This is a genomic window from Marinomonas rhizomae (genome assembly GCF_024397855.1).
GTDB lineage: Bacteria > Pseudomonadota > Gammaproteobacteria > Pseudomonadales > Marinomonadaceae > Marinomonas > Marinomonas rhizomae_A.
In genome coordinates this window covers 2980064-3006869 of record NZ_CP073343.1, presented here as the reverse complement: position 1 = coordinate 3006869, position 26806 = coordinate 2980064, and the positions used below count along the sequence as shown (strand labels likewise).

The following is a 26806-nucleotide window of genomic DNA, read 5'->3' as shown; positions in this document are numbered from 1 at the left end:
TTCATTAGACAAAGAGCTTGCTCTTTGTCTAAGGAGCTTCTTATGTTTTTTTCTTCTCGTCTTTTACTGAGACTTGTTTCGGCGGTCATTGTCATATTGAGTTTAATGATATGTTTATATGGCTTAGCGAATGTGATGCCTGCCATTGGTGATCTGCGTATAGGGCCATTTCCACTGGTGTTTTTTAGAGCGACGTTTTTTGCTTTGTGTGTTGTCACCATTGCTTTTTCTATGATGGAAAGTTATCTGCATGGAAAAAACAATATATTAGTGGCGGCTATTAGCACGGTATTTATGTTTGGCTTGCTGTGGTGTTGTTGGTCATTCTATCAAGTGAGTATTGCACTTGATGACGGCATGTTCTTGTTTGGTTCCAGCGAAATGTGGATTGCGGTCTTAGCGTCAGCTGGTGCATTGTTTTTTTGTTGGCGTATTTGGGGCGTTCCAGTCGCTTTACTTGGTGTGATCGGGATTTTGTATATGGCGACAGGTCAGTATTGGCCGGGACCACTGCAAACCGTGAGTCATGATGTTAATGAAACATTGGCCCAAAACCTTTTATACAGTCTTGATACCGGTATTTTAGGCAGTACTTTTGCCATCGTAATTACTACTGTATTTCCATTTATTATACTAGGAGCGTTACTAGAAGGCGTGGGAGCAGGCGACTCTATGATCCGCATTGCGTTTCATTGGATGCGTAAAACAGCGGGTGGCCCTGCTCATGCGGCTGTGTTGTCCTCAGCCTTGTTTGGTACCGTTTCTGGTAGTGCTGTAGGTAACGTTGTAGGAACAGGTGTTATTACCATTCCTATGATCAAGCGCCGAGGTTTTTCTCCTAATTTTGCGGGTGCAGTAGAGGCATCTGCATCAACTGGTGGGCAAATAATGCCACCTATTATGGGGGCGGCTGCTCTAGTGATGGCGGATTTTGTTGGTGTGAACTACATGACTGTCATTATTGCCGTGTTAGTGCCATCCATTGCGTATTATGCCAGCCTGTTTGCGATGATTGTTTTCGAATCCCGTCGCCTTGATATAAAAGCGGAGGATGAGTTTGAAGGCGTTGATAAGCCAAATAAGCAAGACTACTTAAATCTTTTACTGATTTTTATCCCTCTCATTATTATTGTGTCATTACTATTATATGGGCTATCGCCATCTGGCGCTTCAATTGCTGCGTTGGCTTGTTTATTTCCGTTAAGTCTTATCAACCCGGATATCAGGGCAAAGCCCGTAAAATTGATACATAGCCTTTCTGTAGGTGGCAGAACCTTTGCTGGCTTGCTCATGGCCATTGCTGCAGTGAGTATTGTTATTTCAGCCTTATCGGCGACAGGTGTTCCGGTCAAGTTTAGTGTTTTGCTGTCTAGTATTGTTTCAAACTCTTTGTTGGTTTCATTACTGATTGCCGCACTATGCTGCATTGTACTTGGAATGGGAATGCCAACTTTACCTGCTTATGTCACTGTCGCAACGATAGCAATTCCTGCTATGGAGCAGCTTGGGTTAGCGCCACTTACCGCGCATATGTTTGTGTTTTTTATCGCGGTAGGGTCGGCAATTACGCCACCTGTTGCTATCGCCGCTTTCGCTGCGGCCAGTATCGCGAAGGGTGGCCCTATTGGTACCTCTGTACAGGCTTCTAAAGTGGGGATAATGATATTCATCATTCCATTTACGTTTGCCTTTAATCCTCTACTGCTCACTACATCTGATTCTGGCGTTGATTTTGAGCTGATTCCTTGGCTTTGGTTATTAACAAAATTAGTTATTGGGATTTTATTAATGGCAACTGCTTTGACTGGCTTTCATATGCATAAGTTACGCTTTTATGAAGTCGCGACGCGTTTAGTCGCAGCCGTTTTATTATTTGCGCCAGGTCTTCTGTGGGATCAGATTGGCATTTCAATGGCTATCTTTTTATGGGTTTGGCATTTACGTCATGATTTAACAATATTGCAGCGTTTTAAGGGAGCAAAATAATGACCAATATTATATACATTGTCGCTGATGATCTTGGGTACGCAGATTTAGGGTGCTACGGTGGGCGTGAAGCTCAATTTGGTCAGGTATCACCGAATATAGATAAGTTGGCAGAAGAAGGCATGATATTTCTGGAGGGGTATGCAAACTCTCCTGTTTGCTCACCTACCCGTTTTGCGTTAATGACTATGGCTTATCAGTATCGCCTTCGTGGCGCTCTGGAAGAGCCAATCAATAGTAAGAGTATTGGTAGCTCTACTTTAGGCTTGCCTCCGCACATACCTACGTTACCATCTCAGCTTAAAAAATCGGGTTACTATACGGGGTTAATGGGGAAATGGCACCTTGGCTATCCTCCTCATTTTGGACCTCGATCTTCTGGCTACGATGAGTTTTTCGGCATCATGGCAGGCGGTGTGGACTATTTCTCACATAAAAGCGGTCATGGTGATCATGACTTATGGATTAATGAAGAAGAGCATAAAGAGATCGGCTATTTGACGGATCTTATATCAGAGCATTCTTTGGATTTTATTAATCGTAGAGCAGAAGAAAGTCCTGAACAGCCATTTTTCTTGAGTATTCATTATACAGCCCCACATTGGCCTTGGGAAACACGAGATGATGCGCATCTTGCGGATAATCTTTCTACCTTGTTCCATCTTGAAGGTGGCAACATCCATACGTATAGAAAAATGATTCATCATATGGATGAAGGCATTGGACGTATTATGGAAGCGTTAGAGAAGCATGGTATAGCGAATGACACCTTAATTGTCTTTACCAGTGATAATGGTGGCGAGCGTTTTTCTGATAACTGGCCTTTGGTTGGGGGGAAAATGGACCTAACCGAGGGTGGGATTCGCGTGCCTTGGGTAGTTCGTTGGCCTGGAGTCGTGGAAAAAGGCAGCGTTAGCATGCAGCACTGTATGACAATGGACTGGTCACGTACCTTGCTTGAAGCTGGTAACGGTCAATTTGATCCGAATTATCCTGTTGATGGTGTGTCTCTTATGCCAGTACTGAAAGGTGAAACAGGGCGTTTTGAACGACCTTTATATTGGCGTATGAAACATCGTGGTCAGCGAGCGCTTCGACTAGACGACTGGAAATACTTAAAAGTTGATGAGCATGAGTATCTATTTAATGTGACGAATGATGCTCGTGAGCGAGCAAATCTAGGAAAACGCTATCCTGAAAAACTCGTTAGTATGAGGCAACAATGGCTCGATTGGAACGCTACTATGCCAGCGATACCAGAAGATGCCGTGGTGAGTTTAGGTTACAGTGTTGCGGATATGCCGCAAAGGTAGTGGTCTTATAAAACCAGCCCTTTTTAAAGGGCTGGTTTTATCATGGCATACGATTTGCTATTTCGATTGCTGCTTGTTGGAGGCGCAAAACGACTTCTTTCTCTAAGTCGTGATTTTTTATACAGCCTGGTGACCAAGCTAAAGAAAGGCATCCAATCAATTTTTCATGGCGTGTTTTTATAGGAACTGCAATAGCTTCAATAAGCATGCCATTTTGGTTGCGATGATTATAGTATGACGATTGTCTAACACCATAACCTAGTATTCTAGTTTGATTAATTATTTGGTTTAAATATTCAGTATCTTGAGCTAGTTTACCTTCTTTATTTTTTGATTGTCTCAGTTTAGATAGTATTTCTAATCTTTCTTCTTCTTTACAAAATGCTAAATAACAACGTCCTACTCCAGAATATAAAAACTCAGGCCGGCATTGAGATATTTTGGTGGTAAGAAAAGAGTGTCTGTCGCGTGTTGTTTCTAATAATTTCATTCTATCGTTATCTCGGACACTAATATCAGATGGCCAATTTAATTTGTAATAAAGGCTATCTAATATTGGTGCTGCTGCTTCTGCTAAACGAGCTTCTGGAGATTTAGGTAGGATTTCCTCTAGTATAGAGGAAGATATACTGTACTTACTTTCGCAAAGAGACCTGATTACCCAGCCATTAATACTTAATGTTTTTAGTATTCTTAGTAAAGTCGATTTGTTTATATTTGTGCATCGCTGAAGTTCAGAAAGTGTAAGTGGTTTTGGTGTTTTTTTTAATATATCTAAGACATGCATTGCTCGGGTTACAGAATTAATTGATTTAACCATAAGATTAACCTTTTAAAGCATGGCTTTTATTTTAAAAATAAAGTCTTAAATGAAAGGGTTTTATATTTTATATCTAATGATAGTGTTTTTATCGGGAGAATGGGTATTCAAAAAAAAGGATGTTGTAGTGTTTTTTGATATAAAAATGCCCAAGTAAAAAAGGGAGTAATACCTGAGCATTTTTATAAAGCTAAAAAGTCTGGAAGATTAGTAACTTAAGTTAATGCCTAGTGCTACGTTATCCGCTGCTATGTCATAGTTGGCGGCTTCAGCCCAAAAAGAAAGGTTCTTTCCAAGTTGTTTTTTGACCTGAAAAACTGTTCCTTCATCATCATTGTTATCTATATCAGAGTCTTTTTGGTAGAGAGCAGCAGCTACAGAGTAGCTGTTATTTATATAGTAACGAGCAGCAACGCCAAGAGTATTGTAGTCACCAGATGACCCAAATGTATCTGTGTTTATTTCGTACGTGGTGCCCAAGTCTAATTTTTCAAATTTGTAACCAGCAGTAATTGCAGATCGCTTATAATCTTCTGAGGCAGATGTTAATGTTTTGCTAGCAATAACATGGCCAACGCCAAAATTAAATTCACCTTGATTATAAATTGCACGGAACGACTTTACGTCAAAATCATTTTCATTATCTTCTTTAACAGACAGCATAGCAGCGACAAATTTTATTCCATAAAACTTAGGGGATGACCAAGCAACAACATCGCTTCCTTCAGACGCTTGACCAAATAAAGTGTTTCCTGATGGAGATGACATTCCAGAATGCGCGGCATTGTATTCAAAATAATTTACGTTAGCGTATAAATCTCTATATTGACCGCTTGTTGATCTTGGTGATAATACAAAATTGCCGTATGAAGTGGGGAAAATCATGTTTGCCTCTTTAACATGAATATCCGCTTCACCGTCTGTTCCGCCAGTATCTCTACTATTTATTGCATCTGAAAGATCTGCCTTAACATTATAAATGATTTTCAAACCATCTGATGTAACTATACCGCTAACCCCAATTTCTGTTTTAAATGCTTCAGGGTCAAAATCTTTCTCTTCGACATTCAGAACACCAAAACTAGCGAGTAAAGTGAATTTTGGCTTATTTATGATGGTATCTGGAGATTCAGCCGCTACTGTGATTTGACTAAGTAATAATGGTATCGAAACTGATAATGAAATTTTAGTTTTTTTATTCATAATATGTGCCTTTTTAATAATTATTTTTACAAATAAATATATTAACAGGTGTGAGGAGAGTGAAAATGGTGTGTTTCACCTAGTGAACCGTAAGGGTTGTTATGTGATTTATCTTGTATGGTGTTTTTTTGAATGCTAGCGGTTTAATTTAATTCTGGGGTGTTTTTTTAAGGTGAGGTTTTTGTATAAATATTAAAGGTTTAATTAAATGTTGGTTTTTCGGTTATGGTAAACAGAGGAGGATTATACTTAATATTAGTCGTTATTAAATAACAGGGGGATGCTCCCCCCGTTGTCTATCTGTCTTAGAGGTTATTGAATTTTCGGTTTCCATATCTTTTCGTTTTGCCATGCTCAGCGGCTTTCTTTGCCTGCTTTTCTCGTACTCGCTCCGCATCTTCAAAACTCAATTCTGCTGGTGCGCGGGGTGTTTGGCCTTCTGGAATAATGCGCTTTCGCGGTGGCAGTTCGAATTGCTCAGAGGATACTCTGGGTAAGTTTTTAAATTTATACAGATAGAAAACTTCTACTTTTTCTCGTGCCCATTCGGTTTTTTTGAGAAATTTTACACTGGACTCAATACTCGGGTTAGTTTTGAAGCAGTTGATGTTCAGGTAAGCGTATAGGATCTCAAAACCGTAGTGATCAACTAGCTGGGTGAGCAGTTCTTGTAACCCTAGGCCGTGTAGTGGATTGTTTTCGTAGTTGATCTCGTCGTTCATAAGAGTGTCCGGTAGTATGTCGAATAATTTAAAAGGCATTAGAAAGCGCCATCATACCTGTGACAGCCAATACAATATAGTAAAGCCTAATCTCAGTCGTTGTAGAAATACCTATAAACGTTCAACCCTAATGGTTTTCACGAATGCATTTAAAGTAAACTAGTTTTTAAAGCATAGCAGCCATCATTGGATGCTATCAGGACTCAGATATTAATAGGTGGAAGGTAATGGAGCACATACATAAGCAATCCCCCAAACTTCTTCTAACCGCAAACGAAATGGGAAAGGCTGATAGCGCTGCCGTTGTGGCCGGTGTGCCAGCTATGGAACTTATGGCGGCGGCAGGGAAGGCTGTTGCTGATGCTGTGCTCGGTCGCTGGTCTAGGTGTTCTGTCTTGGTGCTTTGTGGGCCGGGTAATAATGGCGGGGATGGTTTTGTTGTCGCTCAACTTTTGCTATCTGCTGGTTGGCCGGTGCGTCTGGCTTTTTGGGGTTCTGTTGAAAAATTATCGCCAGAAGCTGCGCATTTTTACTATGCTTGGCAAGGCGAGGTTGAAGCGTATTCTGTTGATTTATTAGAGCAAACTGATTTGGTTATCGACGCTATGTTTGGTGCGGGTTTGACACATGCCTTAGAAGGCAAGGCTCGTGACATGGTAGATGGAATCATCGAGCGTAAAATTTCTGTGTGTGCGATTGATGTTCCTAGTGGTGTGGATGGTACAACCGGCGCTGCGCTTGGCAATGTTGCCCCTGCTGAATTAACGGTGACTTTCTTTCGTAAAAAGCCTGGCCATTTATTATTTCCAGGTCGTGGTTTGTGCGGCAAGCTTGTTGTTGCTGATATTGGCATTCCCGATCCTGTTTTAGACGAGTTGAACCTCCAGACTTGGGAAAATAGCCCTGAGCTTTGGTGTCGAGATTACCCTTGGCCTCGTTCAGAGGAACACAAGTTTCATCGTGGACACGCTGTGGTGTATGGCGGAGAAAATATCACTGGCGCAAGCCGTTTGACCGCTCGTGGCGCTATGCGAATTGGCGCGGGCTTGGTGTCGCTGGCCGTGCCAATTAAAGTGTGGGCAATATATGCTACGGCGATGACTAGCGTGATGGTGGCGAAGTTAGAGCAGAGCCAAGAAGCAGAAGATTTTGAAGAGTTATTGCTCGATCCCCGTCACAACGCTATTGCAGTCGGGCCAGGTGCTGGCTTGGCTGGGTTTGAAAGAATACGGACACGCAAAATTGTTCTGGCTGCGCTGGCGACTAATCGTCCTACCGTGTTGGATGCTGATGCACTCAGTGCTTTTGCAGATGATCCGAAAATACTTTTTGATGCGATTAATGGACCTTGTGTGATGACACCTCATGAAGGGGAGTTTGCACGTCTGTTTCCTACTTTTAATGAAAGCACTGATATTAATAAAAGCCCTGACATTAATGAACAATGCGTGGCTGACAAATTAACGCGAACTCGACTTGCCGCCAAATTAAGTGGTGCAGTGGTGGTATTGAAAGGAGCGGACACCGTCATTGCGTCGCCTGATGGCCGAGCGATTATCAACTCAAACGCGCCTGCGGATCTGGCAACCGGTGGCTCTGGGGATGTGTTGGCGGGCTTTATTGTCGGATTACTTGCTCAAGGCATGCTGCCATTTGATGCCGCAGCGACTGCGGTTTGGTTACATGGTGAAGTAGGTAATGAGGTGGGAATTGGCTTGATTGCAGAAGACTTACCAGATCATCTTCCGAAAGTGTTATCTGCTTTTAAGAGACAATACTTCAGCGATTAAATAGGATTATTTAGATAAAACAAAAAAGACCTTGTTCAACTCTCGTTATGTAAACGTTTGCGGAACAAGGCCTTTTTTAATCTAGCGTTCTAGATTGGTAGCTGAATTAGCTTACCATTTTGTGAGGGTCGATAACGAATTTCTTCGCTGCGCCGCCATCGAAATCAGCATAACCTTGTGGTGCTTGGTCAAGTGAAATCATTTGTACGTTAACCGCTTTAGCAATGTCGATCTTATCAAACAAGATGGCTTGCATTAGTTGGCGGTGGTACTTCATAACAGGGCACTGGCCAGTATGGAATGAGTGAGATTTCGCCCAACCTAGACCGAAGCGCATGCTTAGGCTGCCTAGTTTTGCCGCTTCGTCAGTGGCACCTGGATCTTCTGTTACGTACAAACCAGGAATACCAATCTGTCCACCAGCACGTGTCATTTGCATTGCAGAGTTCAAAACGACTGCTGGAGATTCTTGTTTGTGGTTACAACCACAAGCGTGTGCTTCAAAGCCTACACAATCCACAAACGCATCGACTTCACGATCACCAAGAATCGCTTCGATTTTATCTTGGATGTCGCCTTCTTGAGTAAGGTCGATTGTTTCACAGCCGAAAGAACGTGCTTGGTTAAGACGATCTTCCACCATGTCACCAACGATGACACAGGCTGCACCAAGTAGGTGAGCGGATGCCGCAGCAGCTAGACCAACAGGACCTGCGCCAGCAATATAAACAGTAGAGCCTGGACCTACACCAGCCGTAATACAGCCATGGTAACCAGTAGGAAGGATGTCAGACAGCAAAGTTAGGCCTTGGATTTTTTCCAGTGCTTGGTCTCTATCAGGAAATTTTAGTAGGTTAAAGTCAGCGTATGGAACCATAACGTAGTCAGCTTGTCCGCCAACCCAGCCGCCCATGTCAACGTAACCGTATGCTGCACCTGGGCGAGCTGGGTTTACGTTCAAACAAATGCCTGTTTTACCTTCTTTACAGTTGCGGCAACGGCCACAAGCAATGTTGAAAGGAACCGATACTAAGTCGCCGACTTTAATGAATTCGACATCGCGACCACATTCGATAACTTCACCAGTGATTTCATGGCCAAGAACTAGGCCTTTCTCAGCAGTTGTTCGACCACGAACCATGTGTTGGTCACTACCACAAATGTTAGTAGTAACAACTTTTAGAATAACGCCATGATCACATCGGCGCTTGCCAATAGAAAGTTCTGGAAAGGGGATTGATTCTACTTTGACAGTGCCGTTACCTTGATAAATAACACCGCGGTTTGCATGATTACTCATATCGACATCCTTTTTACTGTTGTTTTTGTTGTGCGCACGACTGGCTATTCTGTCACCAGTGAAAATAAAGAGTAGCCCTTAGAGCGACATAAAAACATGCTAAAAACGACGAAAATATAATAGCGACCACTGCGTGACGATTGCATTCGTTAATACCTTGTTAAAACAGATTCAAAATGCCCATCATTACTATATGACACAGCTAAGAAGCAACATCAAGCTACTTCTTAGCTGTAAAGTAAGCTAGGAGATATGCAGCTCATGTAGGGACAGACTCATGGCTTCCTGATCTTTGAGGTAGTCCCGTGTGATCATTTTTTCCAGAAAACTTGTGTGGTCAAACACAAAGTCTCGGACTTTGGCTAAGGGCGAAGGTAAATAGTGGAATAGGTTACCCAGTTTACGAGCAAACTCCACATGGTGATTCACATAATCGACCCGATCCGCTTCGAACTGAGAAAAGCCTCGTATGACGGAGTTCATATCGCTTAAATCCAGTTGATTCATAGCCTTACCCAGAAAATACCCATCTTCAATCGCCATTCCCATACCGTAAGCTGCATAAGGGGAAACAGGATGCACCGCATCACCTAGGCAAACCACTCGGCCGCGACTCCATTGCTTAAGCGATGGGCGATTATAAATATCCCAGCAAAAAATCTGTTTGTTGAAGTCCGTCACATTCGGGAACTGGGGTAGCGGATCCGACCAGTTTTTGAGTATGCCTTGGATATGTGCTTTGACGTCTTTTGGCTCCGGTGCATTTTCTTTTACTGGCTCAACCACCCACCATTCATAGCCCGGCTTGCCATCGTGTAGCATTGGGAAAAAGCTAGCCTGATATTTATTCGAGTGGGTAACCGCCGCGGTATGGGGAAGGATGCCTTCAATGCCGCCTGCATCACACCATGCCAGCCAAACTCGCAAGCCAACATGAAATAGATCTGGCTCACCAAAGGCCTGACGGGAGACTCCAGAACGTATGCCATCGGCACCAACTAGGATATCTGCTTCGACAGTGCTGCCATTGGTGAATGTGATCTCGATGTGATCGCTGTCTTCACGGTAGGATTGAAAGTTATGATTGGCGATCAAAATACCCTCTGACAGGCACTCCATCATCCGTGCAAAGGCATTAGCGCGTAGCATGCCATAGTGCCAACCTTTGAGGCCGAATGACTCTTCAACTTTTGCATTGGAGGGAACACTGGTTCGTACTCGGCCACGATGGTTGCGAAATTCAGTGTAGGTATAAGAGCCGAAATTATTCAGATCAACACCGTATTTACGCAGTATCGCCAGTACTGGAACGCTCAGTAGCACACCACCACCTAAAGGTTTGGGCTTTGGGCTTTTGTCGTAGAGGCGCACATCATATCCTTGATGATGTAATGCTAATGCGGCTGATACGCCCCCAGGGCCTGCACCGATAATCGCTACTCGTTTGCCTTTGCGCCATGGTAATGCTGTTGTTGATGTCATGTGTGTACCTCTCGATTTTTTGTTATTTTGTTTGGAATCTAAACAATACGAGTTGCGACTTGAACAAACTATGCGCATTGATCCATACTTTCGGACAAATAATCCTATAGTGATGAAGCATGATGGACTTATTAAGCAGTGTCTTATTGGCCTTAAGGATCGAGTCCACGAGTATTTCCCGTTGGCGCATGTCGGCCCCTTGGGGGGTTAATGTGCAGGACTTTTTACCCGGATATTGCCTGAGTATTGTTACTGGGCAATGTTGGGTGACATGGGCTGGAATGGAGGCTGTTCAGTTGCAACCCGGTGATACGTTGCTGGCACTCAAAGGAGGGGATTGTCAGTTGTTATCTGAGTTGGGGACTGCAGCCTCAATAATGAATGACCTGCCGTGGCAGGGGGAAGATATCCAAGGGATGGATGCACGGCATCGTCCTACTTCAACCCAAAAATTGACGTGGGGCGGTGGAGGCGAACTTTGTAGCATGTTGGGCTTGGCGTTTACTTTTCGTCGAGGGCGCGGTGATTTTCTACTGCAAGCATTGCCTCAGTTTATTGTATTGCGGCGTGATGATACCGAGTTATTGCCATTGACCCATTCGGCCATCGAATGTCTGGTCGATGATGATAAGCCCGGTTACATTGCCGTGGCCGATCAGTTGGCCGAATTAATTATCATCAGCTTGATTCGCTCCGCTGTGCTGTCTGATACAGTGCCGTCTAACCATTGGATAAAGAGTCTACAGGATCGTCATATTAGTCGTGCTCTGGCGGCTATTCATGCACAGCCGCAGTGTGCTTGGTCTGTGATTGCTTTGGCACAGGAAGCGAACCTATCACGATCCTCTTTTGCCGTGCGTTTCCATCATCTGGTTGGTCAGACACCAATGGACTATGTGAATCGCTGGCGTATGCAGCTGGCGGCTGATTTACTCACCGAAACCCGAACTTCCATTACTCTTATTGCACAGCAAGTGGGTTATCAATCTGACCGTGCGTTCCGTAGGGTATTCAATCAGCAGATGGGTTGCTCCCCGACCACCTATCGTAAACTCTACGCATGACAGCGTCGAGTAGTGCTGAGGTACTTTAAGTTGGCTTTGAATCCATATTAATCACAGCTTGCTTTATTGTGTTACGAAGCCAGATAAGACCTTCGTCATTGTTGCGATATTGATGCCATTGTAGACACTCCTTCATTGGGGGGATGTCGAAGGGTAAAGGCATGATTTTTAACGGCCAGACTTTGGTCATTTTGGCTGCCAATCTAGCATGAATGGTGGCAATGTTTTCCGAACCAATCACCAATGCTGGTAAGGATGTGAAGCTAAAGGTGGTGGCGATGGATCGCCTTTTTATATTGTACTTGGACGTAAAGGTCGTTTCGAAAAAATCTCCTCTATCTGCCCCCGTCGGACGCATTAAAACATGGCCTGCTTCCACGTATTTCTCTTGCGTAAGTTCTGACCTAGCCAGCTCACTGCCATCCCAAACAACGCAAACAAACTCTTCTTCGTAGAGCACTTCACTGGGGTGATCGTCAGAGGTGAATTCCTCGGGGATGATGATTAAGTCGACTAGACCTTGTTCCAGTTGTTCATATGGCGGTGGGTTTAACTGACCTAAAAACTGGAAACGTGCCGTGCTTTTATGTTTGCCAATCAATTCTAGTACGTGGGGAGCGAGCACCGTTTGTGTGTAATCGGAGCAAAAAAAGCTGAAAATTCGCTCTGTGGATTGAGGATCAAAGCTAGGCTGCATCAAAATGGTACTTTCGATGTTGTAGAGCGCGTTTCGCACAGAAACTTGTAAACTTTCGCCCAACGGCGTGATCACCATTCGACGACCGATTTGCGTTAGCAAGTCATCATTAAAATACTCTCTTAATCTTGATAACGAGTTGCTGAGAGCCGATGGGCTCATGTTTAGCTGCTGAGCCCCTTTAGTAATGCTTTTTTCCGCCAACAGAGTGTCCAAAGCGACGAGCAAATTTAGGTCAAGTTTCTTAAAACGCATTGCGCATCTCCAGAATTTTTATTTTTTATCATTCGATAGTATCGAAAGGTTGATTCGGTTTAAAGGTTTTTCCTGAAAGGTTATCGTCATTTATATTGAGCTTGTTCTGGAAATATAAAAATAATATTTGAGAGGAAGAACAAGTGAAAACAATAAACTCGACGCCATTTCGGCTGAAGGTAATTGTCTTAGCAATTGCCTCAGGCGCAAGCTCCGCATATGCATTTAATATTGAAACTGGTCATTCTGACTTGAGAGCAAGTCTGGACAACACGGTTAAATACAGTACTGCTTTTCGTACACAAGAGGCTTCCTCAGGTTTAACAGAAGGAAGTGAAGCGGATAACTTTAACGATGGCGATAACAACTTTGGTAAAGGGCTGGTATCGAACCGTCTAGATCTCTTTTCTGAATTTGACTTGTCTTATAAAGATTATGGGATTCGTATTAGTGGTGCAGCGTGGCATGACGATGTGTACCACCATGATACGGACAATACTAGCATCACTTCAAACCATAGCCCTGCTAATGAGTTTTCAGATGCCACCAAAGAAATCATGGGGGGAGATGCTGAAATTCTTGATGCCTTTGTTTACGGCAGATTTCCTGTGATGGATGGCATGGAAGGGACTGTTCGTATAGGGCGTCATAGTTTGTTATGGGGCGAGAGCTTATTCTTCGGCGCGAATGGTATTGCTGGAGGCCAAGGCCCTGTTGATGTAGTGAAGTTGTCATCTGTTCCTAATTCTACCTTTAAAGAAACAATGCGCCCAACAGGCAAAGTATCGTTTGATATACCCATTTCTGAAATAGCTTCTTTCGGGGCTTATATGGGGTATGAGTGGGAAAAATCTCGTTTTCTACCCGCAGGTTCTTATCTTTCTACAGGGGATACCTTAGAAGGGGAGCAAATTCTTTCTGGTCCAGCAAGCTTTACTCACACGACTGACGAGGAAGGCTCTGATTCTGGTCAATACGGTCTGCAATTAAAATGGAGTGATTACGATCTTGATGCGGATTTTGGTTTGTATGCGATTCGTTTTGACTCTAGTTCGCCAAGTAACCTTTACACCATTCTTGATTCTACTTTTCAGCCTAGCCAATACAAATGGGCTTATGCCAAAGGTATCGAAGCCTATGGTGCCAGTGTGGCAAAAACGATTGGGATCTGGAGTTTAGCTGGTGAAGTCTCATATCGCAAAAATGCCCCTTTAGACAGTACTACCCAAACGATAACAAGGGTAGGCGTGCAATATGATAACGATGACAATCCTGGCTACGCGATTGGTGAAACCGCTCATGCTCAAATTTCTTGGTTGGCACTTTTAGGTCCCAATTTCCTATCTGAAGAGTCCACTTTTGTTGGTGAGATTGCTTGGAATACTCGTGTTAAAACCACCGAAAATGAAAGTATGCTCAATCCCAATGCAGACAAATCTGCTATTGGTTTGAAAATGGTTTACAGCCCAACTTATCGTCAGGTGTTTGATGGTGTGGATCTCAGTCCTTCGATTGGTATTGGTCATACATGGGGGAAATCTTCTGCATTAGGGTCTTCGTTTGGTGTGGACGATGGTGGTGATATCAACATTGGTATAAATGCTGTGTATTTGAATCGTTGGAATGGATCTTTGAACTATATCAAATATTTAGGAGATGAAGGGATACTCAATGAAAGCGATAGCAATAATGGAAATAATGCAACTTACAAGCAATCGCTAAAAGATCGGGATTTCATCTCCGCTTCAATTAGCACCACCTTTTAACTTTTGGGAGAATTGCGATGTATAAGAATAAAAAACACACTTTAAGTATTGGGATAGTAACAGCTCTGGTGAGCCTAGCTAGTGTGAATGGCTATGCTGCGGTTAGTCTTGAAGAAGCGGCTCGATTGGGCGCAGATTTAACGCCTTTGGGCGCTGAAAAAGCAGGTAATGCGGACGGTTCTATCCCGGCGTGGACTGGTGGTTACAACGATCCTATTCCGGGGGAAGTATTGGGGGGGAAACGGCTTGATCCATTTGCCGACGAAAAGCCTTTGTATACGGTTACCGCCGCCAATATGGATCAATACGCTGATAAGTTATCTGACGGCGTAAAAGCCATGTTGCAAAAATACCCCGATACCTATCATCTTGATGTGTATCCAACTCACCGTACCGCGACTGCACCAGATTGGGTGTACAACTTCACACAGCAAAATGCTTTGAAAGCAACTTTAGACGGCCACGATATTAAAGGCGCTTACGGAGGCATTCCTTTCCCCATTCCTAAAACCGGCTTAGAAGTGATTGACAACCATCGTCTTTCTTGGCGCGGAGTAAGTTGGGAAACAGCCATTAACCAATACCAGATTACTGCCAGTGGTAACGTGGTATTAACCACCGATGGCTTGCTGAAAGAGCAATCTCCTTACTACTTTACCGAGGGATCTGCGGAAGACTTTGATGGTTATTTTTGGGATGTGAACCTTGAAAACTATGGCCCGCCAATTCGTGCCGGAGAGCGTCTTGTTGGCCGCTCTAACTTAGACGGTGATGCTAGCCGAGCTTATGTCTATCTGACTGGCCAGCGTCGTGTGCGACGTTTGCCAAATGCGTGTTGTGATACACCTGCCCCAGCCACAGCGGGTTTGATGTCGTTCGATGAGCTAAGGGTCTTTTCTCTTACCACGGAAATGTTCGATTGGAAGCTTATTGGCAAAAAGGAAATGTTGATTCCGTACAACGAAAATCGCTTCCTTCAATATAGTGACGATCAAATCATCACCGGAAATCACTTAAATCCAGATACCGTGCGCTGGGAGTTGCACCGCGTATGGGAAGTGGAAGCGACATTAGCAGAGGGTAAACGTCATCAAGCTGTGCGCAGTAAATATTACATAGACGAAGATACTTGGCAGGCGGCTTTAGGGGATCGCTGGGATTCTAAGGGTAACCTCTGGAAGACCTTATTTCAGTTCAACTATGTGATGCCTGAATTCCCCGGCACGATTCCTCAAACATTTGGCTTTTACAATCTGTTATCTGGTGAAGGATTTGTGGGGGCTGTAATGAATGATAAAGCGTTCCATAACCGTCCAGTTGAGCGCTTCCCGACCAGTATCTTCACTGGGCAAGGATTATCACGTCAGGGAGTTCGATAGCATTTTATTCTGTTGTTAATTGCATCGAGAGCAGGTGAGCCCTTCCCCTTGGGTGAGTTTGTTTTTCGATGCAGGTTTTTTTGCATCATAAAGGTGTTTGTTAACCAGATGCTCAGTTTGTTGAGTCTTAAATATTGGATTTTGGAGAACTTATGTTTAGTTACTTTCCCACGAATTACCCTTGGGATCTTGCCATTAATATCGCCTTGGACATGGGGGCTTGTATGGGAGAAATCGACGAAATGTGCGCGCCCCTAAAAGAAGCGGCCAAAACCAAGGACGCCGAAGCGTCGGAAGCTTTTCGTAAAAGCTGGGAGCTCATGGCAGATAAATTATGTGAACTGGCGAAAGAAGATGAAGGCAATGGCCGTTTGCTTTCTGCGGGGGATAAATACGCTCGAGCATCGACTTACTACTGTACCGCAGAACGTTTACAAGGGCATGGTGCGCCGGGGCGAATGGAATTATACCAGCACTTTTTGACGATTTTTGCCCGCAGTTTGCAGTTAGCAAAAGCAAACTGTGAGCGTGTGGAAATTCCTTATGAAGGCAAGCATTTGTCTGCTTTGTATGTGCGAGCAGAGGGCGTACGTGCAGAAGACGTTGAAGGTAAAGCGCCGGTTTTAGTTATGGTGAATGGCTTGGATTCCACAAAAGAAATGATATATCGCGGTGGCTTGCCTGAGTTGTTGGCGAAACGTGGTGTCTCGTCGTTGATTGTCGATCAGCCAGGCACGGGTGAAGCGATTCGTTTGCACGGACTGACTGCTCGCTTTGATGCGGAGCATTGGGCGAGTCGTGTGGTGGATTGGTTAGAAACACGTGAAGAAATTGATGCCAAGCGAATTGGTATGGAAGGCATATCCCTAGGGGGATACTTTGCGCCAAGAGCAGTGGCATTCGAGCCAAGACTCGCTTGTGGCGTGGTTTGGGGCGCAAACCATGATTGGCGAGATGTTCAAAAACGCCGCCTAGAAAAAGAAGGCAACTTTCCTGTTCCTCATTATTGGAAGCACGTGTGTTGGGTGTGGGGAGCTAAGGATATTGATGAGTTTATGGAGATTGCGGAACAGGTCCATCTAGATGGCGTGCTAGATCGTGTCAAAGTTCCATTCTTGGTGACCCATGGTGAACAAGATTCACAAATTCCATTGAAGTGGGCGCATCGCACCTATGAAGAATTGGTGAATAGCCCTAAACGTGAGCTGAAGGTCTTTACTGAACGAGAAGGTGGGGTACAGCACTCAAGCTGTGATAACTCCACCAATGCGGGCGCTTACATTGCTGACTGGGTCGCAGAAACGCTAAACGCTCACACCGCTTAATTTCGTAGAGAGGAACACATAATGAAGATACTAGGTTTAGAGACGATTGTTTTTGGTGTTGAGGATGTGGCGTCGTGTGCTGCATTTTTAACGGATTATGGTTTATTGCCTGTTGATGTAACAGAAACAGGTGGCCGTTTTGAGGCATTAGATGGTACGGCGGTGGTTTTAGCGCATGCCTCAGATGAAAGCCTTCCCGCCAGCATTGGTAATGGCTGCATGATGCGCAAAACCGTTATGGGCGTGGCCGATCAGGCGACGGTTGAAGCCATTAAAGAAGAGCTTGGTAAAGATCGGGAGGTACTTACACTGGCGGATGGTTCTATTGAATCTACCGATGATTCAGGTTTCGGGATCGGTTTTAAAGTCACGGCACGCAAAACGCTGGATTTAGCCGGTGAAATCTCCAATGTTCCCGGCTCTCCTCTCCAACGCCCTGTTAATCACAGAGCGATACAGGTAGATAAAGAGCAAATTCGTCCTCGCACCTTGTCTCATATCGTTTATTTTGTCCCAGATCCGGTTAAGGCCGAAGCGTTTTATGTGGAGCGTTTAGGTTTTCGTTGCACTGACCGTTTTGAAGGAGCAGGGCCGTTCCTACAACCTGGTGGCACACTTGATCACCACACACATTTTTTAATTGGTGCGCCGCCATTTATGCATGGTGTAGATCATTTTACCTTCCATTTTGGGGGGCCAACAGAGGTGATGCAAAATGGCGCACGTTTCGTCGAAAAAGGGCATCAACCCTTTTGGGGGCCAGGGCGTCACATTTTTGGCTCAAATTGGTTCTGGTATTTCAACAGCCCATTTTCATGCTTGATTGAAATGGATGCGGATATGGATCTGCTCGACGAAAACAGCTCCCCTCGTGTCGCTCAAATGGGAGCGGACACGTCCCAAGCGTTTTTAATGCGTTACCGCGATAAATGGGCGCCGGGCAAAGGAACAACGGCCAAGGGCGCATACGAATAACCGTATAGAAATATATCTCAACAAATAGTCCTATTTGAGATTTAGTAGGTAGAAAGCCCGATGCACTCTCTTAGAGAGAAGCGCTCTTTTAGAGAGAAGCAGGGCATCGGGCAACCACTACATAACAATAAATACAGTGGATAGAAAACATGTCGAATAAAAGTTTAAGAAACTCAGTTAAGGCTGCGGTGATTAAACGTCTGATCTGCGTTGTCTTGGTGTCGTCTTTATTCGCTATAAAGGGGGTTGCCGCGACCGTTGATGACGCGATAGACCGCCCAGCAACCAGATCTGTATTAGGTGCTCACTCTGCACTACTGGATGCTGACCTAGTAGGACAAGATATCATCGCCGTGGGGGAGCGGGGATTCATTTTACGCTCTAATGACGGCGCTCACTCGTGGCAACAAATCAAATCGCCTGTGAGCGTCACTTTCACTGGCGTGCAATTTTTTGATGAGCAGGTTGGTTATATTATCGGTCATGGTGGAACTGTGTTGCGCACTGTGAATGGCGGTCAGGACTGGGAACTTCGTTTAAATGGTCGCATGTTAGGGGGGATTTTATTACGCCAAGCCAAACAGGATCAGGATGAGGAAGCACTGCGCAGGGCGCAATATTTGCTGGAGGACGGCCCAGATAAGCCTTTTTTAGATCTGTTGGTGATGGACGCAGAGCATCTAGTCGTCGTAGGGGCCTATGGGTTAGCACTTGAAAGTGTGGATGGTGGTGCAACTTGGTTGCCTTGGATGTCGCGCCTACCGAATGATTTTGGTTCGCACTTGTATAGTATTCAAAAACAGGGCGATCAGATCCTTATTGCTGGCGAGAGGGGTTTTGTTGCTCTGTCCCATGATAAAGGACTTTCTTTTGATCTAATTGAAACCCCTTATGAGGGGAGTTTTTTCACCGCACAATTTTTAGCTGATGGACAGATTTTTTTGGCAGGCCTAAGAGGCAATAGCTTTTTGAGCCAGGATGATGGCGAATCTTGGGTGCAACTAAGTAACCCTATCTCAGCCAATATTACCGCCTCAACTCTGCTTGCCAATGGTCAACTGGTGATGGTCAATCAAGCGGGCTTCATCATGGAAGCGTCATCGGATCATCTAGCGCCGTTACCTATTCCTCCGTTGCCACCGTTAACGGAGATCTTAGAAATAGCTGGGGATAAATTGCTGGCGCTGAGTATGTCTGGCCCCTTTACTGTTGACCTTCCTGCTGTTGCGAGGACTGCTGATAGTGCTGTTTATGGGGCTGTTGATAGAGGGAATTCTAAATGAAGCATTCATCACCTAATACCGTTTCACCTGAGGATCGATTCGATCCCAAATCTGGCTCCTTAATTGAACGTGTGCTATTTAACTATCGTATGGTCGTTATTGTCATCTGCACATTGATAACCCTTGTATTGGGGTGGCAAGCTACCAAGCTAACCATCAATGCCAGCTTTGAAAAAACACTGCCAACCCATCAGGCGTACATACAAAACTATTTGACCTACGAAGATGAGCTAACCGGACTGGGTAATGCCCTTAGGATTGCGGTGGTTAATCCGAAAGGGAGCATTTATACCGCTGAGTATATGGAAACATTGCGTCAATTGAGTGATGAGGTGTTTCTGATGCCGGGGGTTGACCGTGTGCAAATGAAATCCCTATGGACGCCTTCCACTCGCTGGATTGGGGTGACCGAAGAAGGCCTAGATGGTGGCCCTGTCATCCCAGAAAACTTCGATGGCTCACCTGAGAGTTTGCAAAAGCTCAAAACCAATGTGGTGCGATCTGGTCAAATTGGCCAACTGGTCGCTGCAGATGGTCAGTCGTCTATCGTGTATATGCCTTTGTTAGGGCAGGATGCGACCGGTAAAACGCTAGATTACGCGCAATATTCCGCCCTTTTGGAAGCGCTACGAACGAAGTACGAATCCAAAGGGGTGGAAATTCACATTACAGGCTTTACCAAGATTATGGGGGACTTGATCGAAGGGGTTGAGTCGGTACTGTCCTTTTTTGCCATAGCGGTTGTGATCGCGACGATTATGGTTTTTTGGTACACGCGCTGTACTCGGTCTACATCATTAGTGGTGTTTGCCTCGTTGTTGGCCGTGGTGTGGCAACTAGGGTTATTGTCAATTCTGGGCTATGTACTGGACCCATATTCCATTTTGGTACCGTTTTTGGTGTTTGCCATTGGTATGAGCCATGGCGCACAAAAAATGAACGGTATTATGCAGGATGTTGGTCGTGGCTTTGATAAATTAGTAGCCGCTCGATTTACCTTCCGGCGTCTCTTTTTAGCAGGTTTAACAGCACTTCTCGCTGATGCGGTTGGCTTTGCAGTACTGCTGGTCATCGATATTCAAGTGATTCAAGAATTAGCCATCGCCGCGTCTATTGGTGTAGCTGTGTTGATTTTTACCAACCTAATTCTGTTACCCATTATGTTGTCATATATTGGGGTTAGCGCACGCGCGGCTAAACGCAGTGTAGTGAACGACATAACGCCAACTGAAAGCAAAAGGATTCCGCTGATATGGGGGGTCTTAGATCAATTTACCCAACGTAAGTGGGCCATCGTATCGCTTGCAGCTGGTGTGGTTTTGGCGGTTGGTGCGCTTATTATCAGTAGTCATTTGAAAATTGGTGACTTGGATCCGGGGGCACCAGAATTACGCCAAGACAGCCGTTATAATCTCGATGTTGCCTTTATGAATGATCATTACGGAGCGTCCAGTGATGTATTGGCCATCATGGTGAAAACCCCAGATGGAGAATGTTCACAGTATTCTACGTTGAATAAAGTCGATGCTCTGGAGTGGCAGTTACGTCAATTGCCAGGGGTTGAAACCACGGATTCTCTAGCCTTGTTATCCCGCCGTGTGCTCTCTGGTTTAAATGAGGGTAACCCCAAGTGGTACGAGTTTTTGCCTAATCAAAGCATGTTGAATTACATCACAGCGGGCGCGCCTCGCGGTCTTTATAACAACAGCTGTAATTTACTCACTGTCTATGTCTATCTAAAAGATCATAAAGCGGACACCTTGACAGGCGTGGTGGATCATGTAGCCGCGTTTGCTCAAGCAAACAATGATGATCAAGTGCAATTCTTATTGGCGGCTGGATCTGCAGGTATTCAAGCAGCCACCAATATTTCTGTGAAAGAAGCTTGGTATCAGATGTTGTTCCTTGTGTACGGGGCGGTTGCCTTGTTATCTCTGATTACCTTTAGGTCCATTAAGGCTGTCATTGTTGCCATTGTGCCGCTGATGCTGACTTCCGTGATGGCGGAAGCATTGATGGTAGTGCTCGGCATGGGGGTTAAGGTCGCGACCTTACCTGTGATCGCGTTGGGGGTGGGCATTGGCATTGATTACGCCCTGTATATTTTGTCGATTACGTTAGTCGGCCTACGCCTCGGCAACACACTTTCCCAATCTTATTTAAGAGCATTGAATTTCACTGGCAAGGTGGTGATGTTAACCGGAGTTACCTTGTCTGTGGGGGTGATCACTTGGGTCGCTAGTCCTATTAAGTTTCAGGCGGATATGGGGTTGTTGCTGGCCTTCATGTTCATTTGGAACATGCTTGGTGCCTTGGTTCTCTTGCCAGCGCTAGCGCATTTTCTGCTTAAGCCAAAGTTCATATCTGAAAAGGTAACTGAGGAGTTAGAGGTAGAAAAAGAGGCAGCGTTATAAATAAAACAAAGCGCGGTAGTCGCGCAAAGGTCTCTAACAAACAATAGTTAAAAATAAGAATTGAGGAGTAGAGTAAATGGCCGCAGTTAAAAAGGTTTTAGTCATTGGTGGTGGTTTCTCCGGTATGGCGGCAGCGATCAAGCTGCGTCGTCACGGTATTGAAGTAGACCTCGTTGAAATCGACCCAGAATGGTGTGAGCTGGGAGCAGGGATTACCATCCATGGGGCTTCAATGCGTGCATTAGAAGACCTTGGCTTGTATGAGCAAGTGGTTGAAAAAGGCAGTGTTACCGATGGTGTTGCCATGCATTTGCCCCATGGCCCTTTGTTGGTGGAAATTCCCACACCTAGCCCAGTCGGTTCAAACGTAGGGGGCAGTGGTGGTATTTTTCGTCCGACGCTAGCACGTATTATGTCGGCGGCTACCCTTGAGGCGGGTGTGGATGTGCGTCTTGGTTGTTCCTATACAACTATTGATATGACAGATGACGGTGCCGTGGTCACATTTACTGACGGTTCTACTCGTTCATACGATTTGGTTATTGGCGCTGATGGTGTGCACTCTCAGCTAAGAAAAGAATTTTTCCCGGAAATACCTGAACCTGAATACATTGGCCAAGGTGTTTGGCGCGCTATTATGCCTCGCCACGCCGAAATCAATCGCCTTACTATGTGGATAGGACATCATTTAAAACTGGGGTTGAATCCAGTATCCGATACGCTCATGTACATGTTTATCACGGAAGACCGTCCGGTCAAAGAACACATCGACAAAGCGACTTGGCCACAGGTATTGGCTGGCCTGATGAAAAATTTCCCCAACCCGATTGTACAATCACTGATCCCCCATGCGTTGGCTGAAGAGGCCAATATTGATTATCGTCCATTAGCCAATTTGTTAGTTAAAATGCCTTGGAATCGAGGTCGTTTGCTCATGATTGGTGATACCGTCGCGGCGACCACACCACATCTGGCATCTGGTGCTGGTATTGGCATTGAAAGCGGTATTGTCTTAGCGGATGAGCTGGCGGGTAATGATGACCTTGCAGTTGCATTGGACAAATTCCACGAGCGTCGTTGGGAGCGCTGTCGTATGGTGGTGGAGAATTCCGCACGCTTGTGCCACATCGAAATCAATGACGGCGATAAAGCTGAGCATTCAAAGATTATGATGGAATCAAATATAGCACTTGCTCAGCCGATTTAACCTTCACCTTATTGGGCAGCGTGAGGTCTCTATTGACCGATCGCTGCCATTTTTTTGTAAACAAATTAATCAATTTAGGGGATGAGGAAATGAAATTCGCAACACTGCCCAACGACACGTTAGATGGACGTTTGGTTATCGTATCAAAAGATTTAACCAAGGCTGTCGATGCCACTGTTATTGCGCCTAACTTATTATCAGCTGTGCAAAATTGGCAGGAAAAAGTAGCAGATCTACAAGCTTTGTATAACTTGCTAAATGAAGGTCAAGTCGATTTTGCCTTTGCTTTTGACCCGACGGTGTGCCTCGCACCCTTGCCTAGAAGCCCTCAGTGGTTGGATGCTTCGGCATTTTTGAATCACGGTAAATTAATGGAACAAGCTTTTAATGTGGATCCCATTGCGGATTTCGACACGATTCCATTGATGTATCAGGGAGCAAGTGATGACTTCATCGGCCCCAATGCGGATGTGGTGATGCCCAATGAAACCGATGGTATCGACTTTGAAGGGGAGTTCGGGGTAGTGATGGCAGAAGTACCTATGTCGGCTTCTGTGGAAGAAGCGGAACAGGCGATTCGTCTTATCGTGCAGATTAACGATTGGAGTTTACGTGCCCTAGGTGCACGTGAAATGCATTCGGGTTTTGGCTTTTTACAAGCCAAGCCTTCTTCAAGCTTCGCCCCTGTTGCGGTGACACCAGATGAATTGGGGGAAAGCTGGGCCAATGGCCGAGTCAATATGAGTTTGCATGTAGCCTGGAATGGTCAGCGCTTTGGTGAGCCCCATGGCCGTGAAATGGGCTTTTCATTTCCACAATTAATCGCCCATGCAGCGCATAGCCGTCGCTTGAGTGCGGGTTGTATTTTAGGTTCTGGAACCGTGTCTAATGCTGCGCGCGAAGCGGGTTCGGCGTGTATTTCTGAGCGCCGAGTAATCGAAAAAATCGACCTTGGTGAGATCAAAACCCAGTTTATGCGTTTTGGTGACAGGGTGCGTATGCAAGCAAGATTCGATGATGGCCGCGATGGCCCATTTGGTGTGATCGAACAAAAAATTGTTGCTAATAACTGTTGACGTTAAGAAGAAATAGAATGCTCCTAAGTGAGCATTCTATTCTGTGTGTCATCGAAAAAGGTTATTCATCAAAAATAGCGACAGCGCGGACAAAGCCTGCGGAGCCGTTTTTGATCTTGTAAGGGAAACAAGACACCATAAAACCATTGGCGGGTAAGCTTTCTAAATTAGATAGTTTTTCCATTTGCCCATATCCAATGTCGCGGCCTACTTTATGTCCTTCCCAGATGATGGATGCATCGCCTGACTCTGCGAATTTCTCACGAGTGTATTTGAATGGTGCATCCCAGCTCCAAGCATCCGTCCCCACGACTCGAACACCACGTTCTAATAAATACATAGTGGCTTCTCGTCCCATACCGACCCCTGCTTCCAGATAACCGGCTTCGCCGTATATGGCTCCTGCACGGGTATTGATCAGTATAATATCAAGGGGTTGAAGGTCGTGATTGATGCGTTTTAACTCAGCTTCGACTTCAGCGGCGGTAATGATATGGCCATCAGGAAAGTTGCGGAAATCCAGTTTCACTCCCGGTTGTAAGCACCAATCTAACGGTAATTTGTCAATGCCATAAGCGAGTTTGCCACCGTCAGTGGTAGACGCATAATGCCAAGGTGCATCCATGTGAGTACCGTTATGAGCGCTCATTTGTAACTTTTCAAATGCCCATCCCTCGTTACCTGGCATGTCTTCTTTTTGTAAACCTGGGAACATGCCTGCCATTTCTGGCCAACCTTCTTGATGGTTGGAGTAATCAATCTTGGGCAGAAGCGGTGGTGGGTCGGTATAGGGGTTATTATCTAGTGTGACTGATAGGTCGATAATACGTCGTGTGCTTGATGGCTTCATCGCTATGTATCCTCTTAATTATCCCAATGCCATCACTAGGCTAATTAGCACTTAAGATGCGGCATTGTTTATTGTTCTAGTCTCCTTCGATCATAGTAAAAAGTGTTTGCTGGGTTAAGTTGATAATAACCACTCAATATGTTGATAAAATCAACTTGACTTTTTTCTTGAGTGATAAGTATTCATCAGCACATCCAGCATGGCCGCTGCCGCGATGGAGAGATTAGATCTGGGTTGGCAGATGACGCCGACGCGTCGGCGAATTTCCGGTTCTATGACTGGTCGGCAGGTGGCGCCTTGTTCAATCGCTTGTTGTCGGCACAATGCAGGGACAACGGCAACGCCCATGCCCTCGCTAACCATGCGCCCCACAGTGGCAAGTTGGTGAGCATCAAACGCGACATTGAGTTCTATGCCTGCCTTATGGAGTGTACTTTCAATCATGGTTCGAACACTGGAAGGGCGCTGCAAGGTGATGAAATCGTATTCCAGAAGTGCTTGCCAAGAAATTGTGTCTTGTTCTTCTAAAGGGTGATTCTTCGGTAAAATCGCGATGAACCTGTCTTCATAAAGGGGATAGAAATACAAATCCACAAGATTACTGGGTTCGAAGGAGATGCCTAATTCCACTTGGTTGTTACGCACCATTTCCACCACCACATCCGATAAGACATCATCTATGGCGACCTGAATATTGGGGTACGATGAATGATAATTACGAATCGCTTTTGGCAGCAATGACGCAGCAAAAGAAGGCATGGAGGCAATGGTAATTTTGCCAAGCTGCAAAGCAAAGCGTTGCTTCATCTCGTCTTCGGCATTTTCCCATTGGGCCAACAATCGTCTCGCTATAGGCACTAGAGCTTCTCCTTCTGGAGTTAAGGCGATATGACGTGTCGTACGAGTGAATAATTTCCCACCCAAATTATCCTCTAGGCTTTTAATTGACAGGCTCAGCGCAGGTTGTGACAAGTGTAATTGTGTGGCCGCACTGGCAAAACTCATGGACTCGGCGACTGCGAGGAAGGCTTTTACTTGTTTGACGTTCATTTAAGAATACTTCTCTTATGATTATTATTTTGAAAAACTTATTAATAAATAGAAAAAACAAATTTAATTAATTTATCTGCTTGGGTCAAACTGAAGGGAAATTAAGAATAAAAAAACAGGAGAATAAAATGGCCGGTTTTGACAAAGTCGTCGCTTCTTATGAAGAAGCCATGATCGGGCTAGAAGATAATATGACGGTGCTTGCAGGTGGTTTTGGTCTGTGTGGTATCCCAGAAAACTTGATTGCTGAAATTAAACGCAAAGGCACAAAAGGTTTAACTGTTGTGTCGAATAACTGTGGTGTGGACGGTTTTGGCTTGGGCATTTTGCTGGAAGACAAGCAGGTGCGCAAAATGGTGTCGTCTTATGTTGGCGAAAACGCCTTGTTCGAAAAGCAGTTGTTGAATGGTGAGCTTGAGGTTGAGTTAACACCACAAGGTACCTTGGCTGAAAAAATGCGCGCTGGTGGTGCGGGAATCCCCGCTTTTTACACGGCTACTGGTGTCGGTACGCCTGTCGCCGAAGGTAAAGAAACCAAAGAGTTTAATGGCCGCGAATACTTGCTCGAAGAAGCCATCGTTGGTGACTTCGCTATTGTTAAAGGCTGGAAAGCAGACCGTTACGGCAACGTTATTTATCGTCATACCGCGCAGAATTTCAATCCTTTGGCCGCAACTGCCGGCAAAATTACCGTTGTAGAAGTAGAAGAGATCGTTGAAGTCGGCGAGCTTGACCCCGCACAAATTCATACCCCAGGCATTTATGTTAATCGAGTTGTTCTTGGAACATTCGAAAAACGCATCGAAAAAAGAACAGTCAAGCCAACAGAATAAGAAAAAGAGGTTTTAT

21 protein-coding genes are annotated in these 26806 nt (G+C 45.0%); 13 read left to right on the top strand and 8 right to left on the bottom strand.

The window, feature by feature from the left end; translation table 11 throughout:
• Positions 1-42: 42 nt before the first annotated feature.
• Positions 43-1986, top strand: coding sequence for a TRAP transporter permease (locus KDW99_RS14190; RefSeq protein ID WP_255825646.1), 1944 nt, complete (start codon positions 43-45; stop codon positions 1984-1986).
• Positions 1986-3299 carry a sulfatase family protein gene (locus KDW99_RS14185; protein WP_255825644.1) on the top strand — a complete coding sequence of 438 codons (1314 nt, stop codon included), beginning with the start codon at positions 1986-1988 and terminating at the stop codon, positions 3297-3299. Before KDW99_RS14190 ends, KDW99_RS14185 begins: the two co-directional genes overlap by 1 nt.
• Before the next feature lie 40 nt (positions 3300-3339).
• Here the strand turns inward: KDW99_RS14185 and KDW99_RS14180 are convergent, their stop codons facing one another.
• The 3 genes from KDW99_RS14180 to KDW99_RS14170 form a co-directional block, all read right to left on the bottom strand.
• The gene (locus tag KDW99_RS14180) at positions 3340-4119 is read right to left on the bottom strand and encodes a helix-turn-helix domain-containing protein (RefSeq protein ID WP_255825642.1); all 780 of its coding nucleotides are present in this window, start codon (positions 4117-4119) and stop codon (positions 3340-3342) included.
• A 207-nt stretch (positions 4120-4326) separates the two neighbouring features.
• Entirely contained in the window at positions 4327-5322 is a 996-nt protein-coding gene (locus KDW99_RS14175; RefSeq protein WP_255825640.1) for a porin, read from the bottom strand.
• 305 nt (positions 5323-5627) lie between these two features.
• Positions 5628-6083, bottom strand: coding sequence for a VF530 family DNA-binding protein (locus KDW99_RS14170; protein WP_370646808.1), 456 nt, complete (start codon positions 6081-6083; stop codon positions 5628-5630).
• Between the two features lie 188 nt (positions 6084-6271).
• Here KDW99_RS14170 and KDW99_RS14165 point away from each other — a divergent pair, with 188 nt between their 5' ends.
• Complete coding sequence (locus tag KDW99_RS14165) at positions 6272-7834, top strand: NAD(P)H-hydrate dehydratase (RefSeq protein WP_255825638.1); 1563 nt, start codon at positions 6272-6274, stop codon at positions 7832-7834.
• A gap of 106 nt (positions 7835-7940) precedes the next feature.
• Here the strand turns inward: KDW99_RS14165 and fdhA are convergent, their stop codons facing one another.
• Both fdhA and KDW99_RS14155 read right to left on the bottom strand, forming a co-directional pair.
• Positions 7941-9134: a formaldehyde dehydrogenase, glutathione-independent gene (gene fdhA, locus KDW99_RS14160; RefSeq protein WP_255825636.1), complete on the bottom strand. Its 1194-nt coding sequence runs from the start codon at positions 9132-9134 to the stop codon at positions 7941-7943.
• A 243-nt stretch (positions 9135-9377) separates the two neighbouring features.
• The gene (locus KDW99_RS14155) at positions 9378-10616 is read right to left on the bottom strand and encodes an FAD-dependent oxidoreductase (protein WP_255825634.1); all 1239 of its coding nucleotides are present in this window, start codon (positions 10614-10616) and stop codon (positions 9378-9380) included.
• A gap of 119 nt (positions 10617-10735) precedes the next feature.
• Here KDW99_RS14155 and KDW99_RS14150 point away from each other — a divergent pair, with 119 nt between their 5' ends.
• A complete protein-coding gene (locus tag KDW99_RS14150; protein ID WP_255825632.1) occupies positions 10736-11680 on the top strand; it encodes an AraC family transcriptional regulator in 945 nt (314 codons plus the stop codon).
• Between the two features lie 25 nt (positions 11681-11705).
• Here the strand turns inward: KDW99_RS14150 and KDW99_RS14145 are convergent, their stop codons facing one another.
• Positions 11706-12632 carry a LysR family transcriptional regulator gene (locus tag KDW99_RS14145; protein WP_255825630.1) on the bottom strand — a complete coding sequence of 309 codons (927 nt, stop codon included), beginning with the start codon at positions 12630-12632 and terminating at the stop codon, positions 11706-11708.
• 143 nt (positions 12633-12775) lie between these two features.
• Between KDW99_RS14145 and KDW99_RS14140 the strand changes: the two genes are divergently transcribed.
• The 8 genes from KDW99_RS14140 (at position 12776) to KDW99_RS14105 (ending at position 24057) form a co-directional block, all read left to right on the top strand.
• Positions 12776-14398 carry a DUF1302 domain-containing protein gene (locus KDW99_RS14140; protein WP_255825628.1) on the top strand — a complete coding sequence of 541 codons (1623 nt, stop codon included), beginning with the start codon at positions 12776-12778 and terminating at the stop codon, positions 14396-14398.
• Positions 14399-14415: 17 nt separating this feature from the next.
• A complete protein-coding gene (locus KDW99_RS14135; RefSeq protein ID WP_255825626.1) occupies positions 14416-15777 on the top strand; it encodes a DUF1329 domain-containing protein in 1362 nt (453 codons plus the stop codon).
• 152 nt (positions 15778-15929) lie between these two features.
• The gene (locus KDW99_RS14130; RefSeq protein ID WP_255825624.1) at positions 15930-17102 is read left to right on the top strand and encodes an alpha/beta hydrolase family protein; all 1173 of its coding nucleotides are present in this window, start codon (positions 15930-15932) and stop codon (positions 17100-17102) included.
• Between the two features lie 21 nt (positions 17103-17123).
• Positions 17124-18077 (top strand): VOC family protein, encoded by a 954-nt coding sequence (locus tag KDW99_RS14125; protein WP_255825622.1) that lies wholly within the window; start codon positions 17124-17126, stop codon positions 18075-18077.
• Between the two features lie 149 nt (positions 18078-18226).
• A complete protein-coding gene (locus KDW99_RS14120) occupies positions 18227-19360 on the top strand; it encodes a WD40/YVTN/BNR-like repeat-containing protein (RefSeq protein WP_255825620.1) in 1134 nt (377 codons plus the stop codon).
• Positions 19357-21774 carry an efflux RND transporter permease subunit gene (locus KDW99_RS14115; protein ID WP_255825618.1) on the top strand — a complete coding sequence of 806 codons (2418 nt, stop codon included), beginning with the start codon at positions 19357-19359 and terminating at the stop codon, positions 21772-21774. Before KDW99_RS14120 ends, KDW99_RS14115 begins: the two co-directional genes overlap by 4 nt.
• Before the next feature lie 76 nt (positions 21775-21850).
• Positions 21851-22981, top strand: a complete 1131-nt coding sequence (locus KDW99_RS14110; RefSeq protein WP_255825617.1) for an FAD-dependent oxidoreductase — start codon at positions 21851-21853, stop codon at positions 22979-22981.
• Between the two features lie 89 nt (positions 22982-23070).
• On the top strand, positions 23071-24057 hold the full coding sequence (locus tag KDW99_RS14105) for a fumarylacetoacetate hydrolase family protein (protein WP_255825616.1): 987 nt from the start codon (positions 23071-23073) through the stop codon (positions 24055-24057).
• 61 nt (positions 24058-24118) lie between these two features.
• Here the strand turns inward: KDW99_RS14105 and KDW99_RS14100 are convergent, their stop codons facing one another.
• Both KDW99_RS14100 and KDW99_RS14095 read right to left on the bottom strand, forming a co-directional pair.
• The gene (locus KDW99_RS14100) at positions 24119-24907 is read right to left on the bottom strand and encodes a cyclase family protein (RefSeq protein WP_255825615.1); all 789 of its coding nucleotides are present in this window, start codon (positions 24905-24907) and stop codon (positions 24119-24121) included.
• Positions 24908-25057: 150 nt separating this feature from the next.
• Positions 25058-25957 carry a LysR family transcriptional regulator gene (locus KDW99_RS14095; protein ID WP_255825614.1) on the bottom strand — a complete coding sequence of 300 codons (900 nt, stop codon included), beginning with the start codon at positions 25955-25957 and terminating at the stop codon, positions 25058-25060.
• A 128-nt stretch (positions 25958-26085) separates the two neighbouring features.
• Between KDW99_RS14095 and KDW99_RS14090 the strand changes: the two genes are divergently transcribed.
• On the top strand, positions 26086-26790 hold the full coding sequence (locus KDW99_RS14090) for a CoA transferase subunit A (protein WP_255825613.1): 705 nt from the start codon (positions 26086-26088) through the stop codon (positions 26788-26790).
• Positions 26791-26806: the final 16 nt, after the last annotated feature.